This window comes from Paenisporosarcina sp. P4_D4, from assembly GCF_056401835.1.
Map to the genome: position 1 here is coordinate 1 of NZ_JBFUIO010000293.1, position 1402 is coordinate 1402.

At 34.2% G+C, this 1402-nt stretch carries 1 protein-coding gene and 1 pseudogene; both read right to left on the minus strand.

The window, feature by feature from the left end:
* Window positions 1-316 (minus strand): annotated as a pseudogene (locus AC1DSL_RS18230) (pyridoxal-dependent decarboxylase); the annotation flags it as partial.
* A gap of 18 nt (window positions 317-334) precedes the next feature.
* A partial coding sequence (locus AC1DSL_RS18235; protein ID WP_477533334.1) for a lipopolysaccharide biosynthesis protein occupies window positions 335-1402 on the minus strand: 1068 nt, incomplete at its 5' end.

Here is a 1402-nt window from a genome sequence, read left to right on the forward strand (position 1 = left end):
TCTTAACCGCTTCGATGAACGTTTCTTTTGATTTAGCGACCCCGTTATAAATGATTTTTTCTTTTTTATACCCCAGCATCTTCGCTAATTCATATTCATCGTCTGAAACCACTTCTGCATAGATTCCGCGCTCTTTAAAGTAATTTAATAACCAAGGCAATCCGTTCGTTTTGAATGAATAGCCAATGAGCGAGTTACCCCAATGTTTTTGAAGTGCTTCCTCTAGCTGATTGAGATTTGACTGTAATTCCTGTTCATCGATTATAAAATAAGGTGTTTCTAAGTGATCATGCGTCAACCTTTGATTTCTCACCATTTTCCACCCTTTGAAGAATTATTCACCCATTACATGTTCTTCATGATCTCTTCGATTACTTACAATAAAAATACAAATCATGAGGATTAATTGATACACACTTGAAATGAAAATCCCGATACAAAAGCCCATTAATCCATAAAATTGATACAAGACAAACGCAGAAACCATATATACAATCACATTGGAGCCATTAATGATCAACTGCCAATTGATATGGTTAAATTTCAGAATAAAAGGTTGGATGACCGAACTAATCACACCGACAATAGCCGTTGCGGTTGTAATATAAATATATTTTAACGACTCATTTGCCCAATCAGGATATAAAAAACCTAGAACAAACGGACTGATCCAAATCGTAAAAACATATCCAATGATGCCAACAATCCCTGTCAGTAGCATAATCGAACCGAATGTTTTGTGATTGAATTTTTCCATTCTCGCTATATAACTCAAAATCACCCCATTAATCGGCGTGATGGCCATGGACATGATTTTACCGATGATGGTCGCCGTATAATAAATCGTTACCGCAGCTGGGCCAAGTAATGGGAAAATTAATAGTTTATCTGCATAGTTTAATACGTTTGTTAGTAGAGAGGAGCCGAGGAGAACGATACTTTTATAAGTAGTGGAGTTAAATATGTCTGTGCGTACAATTGGTTCTTTCAATAGGGTTGAATTTTTGATGATATAGAGAACACTAAATCCGTATCCAAAAATAAAGATGAATTGCCAGTATCCCATCAAACTAAATAAAAAAGTGCCCAAAATATGGCCAATGGTTAAGAGCACATTATTGATTACAATCTTTTTATAGTTTAACTGTAGCCGAAAACTGACGCCTAAATATTCTCTTAATAAATTTAAACAGGATATGAGGACGATTAAACTAATACTGATGAATGAAAACTTACCTTCATAATAGATTGTTCCAATGATCATCATAATCGTGCTTAACGCGATACTGCTGATTAATAAAATATTGAAATCACCAGAAATTCGCTTTTTACTATATTCATCATCTATTAATAATCGAATATTGTTTAACACATTACCGAACGGAAAACTCAATACAGTAAA